This is a genomic window from Kitasatospora sp. NPDC048722 (assembly GCF_040650235.1).
GTDB lineage: Bacteria > Actinomycetota > Actinomycetes > Streptomycetales > Streptomycetaceae > Kitasatospora.
The window spans coordinates 1-1,039 of record NZ_JBEZGX010000197.1 but is presented as its reverse complement, the minus strand read 5'-3'; the positions used below and the strand labels follow the sequence as shown (position 1 = coordinate 1,039).

General features: G+C 67.9%; 1 protein-coding gene. It reads right to left on the bottom strand.

All coding sequences use genetic code 11. From position 1 onward, the window contains the following. A partial coding sequence (gene kdpA / locus AB0C76_RS41540; RefSeq protein WP_359976027.1) for a potassium-transporting ATPase subunit KdpA occupies positions 1 to 1,039 on the bottom strand: 1,039 nt, incomplete at both ends.

Below are 1,039 nucleotides of genomic sequence, written 5' to 3'. Positions count from 1 at the left end.
GCGGCCGAGGTGAACGCGTACAGCACCTCGGAGAAGCCGTGGGCACCCGAGTTGAGCATCCCGGCCCGCTCGCCCGGCAGCGCCATCGCCACACCGGTGCCGACCAGCACGATGGTCGGGGTGGTGAGGATGTACAGGGAAGCGAACTTCATCTCCCGGCCACCGAGCTTCTTGCCCAGGTACTCCGGGGTACGCCCGACCATCAGACCGGCCACGAACACCGCCACGATCGCCAGGATCAGCATGCCGTACAGACCGGAGCCGGTACCGCCGGGCGCGATCTCGCCCAGCATCATGTTGAAGATCGCCAGACCGCCGCCGAACGGCGTGTACGAGTCGTGGAACGAGTCCACCGCACCCGTCGACGTCAGCGTCGTCGACGTCGCGAACAACGAGCTCGCCGCGATGCCGAAGCGCTGCTCCTTGCCCTCCATCGCCGCACCCGCCGCCTGCAGCGCGGCACCGTGGTGCTGCGACTCCGCGAACGTCATGAGCGCGGCCGAGGCGACCCAGAAGATCGCCATCACCGAGACGATCGCGTAGCCCTGGCGGTTGTCCCCCACCATCCGGCCGAAGGTCCGCGGCAGCGCGAAGGAGATCACCAGCAGCAGGAAGATCTCCAGCCAGTTCGTGAAACCGGTCGGGTTCTCGAACGGGTGCGCCGAGTTCGCGTTGAAGAAACCGCCACCGTTGGTGCCCAGCTCCTTGATGACCTCCTGCGAGGCCACCGGCCCGCCCGGGATCTTCTGGGCGTCACCGGCGAGGCCGGCCACCTCGTGGAAGCCGTGGAAGTTCTGGATCACGCCGTTGGCCACCAGGACCAGGGCGAAGACGATCGACAGCGGCAGCAGCAGCCGCAGCGAGATCCGGGTGAGGTCCACCCAGAAGTTGCCGACCCGGTCGGTGCGGTTGCGCGTGAAGCCCCGGATCAGCGCCGCCACGATGGCGATGCCGACGGCCGCGGAGACGAAGTTCTGCACCGCCAGGCCCATCATCTGCACCAGGTGGCCCATCGCGGACTCACCGCTGTAGGACTGCC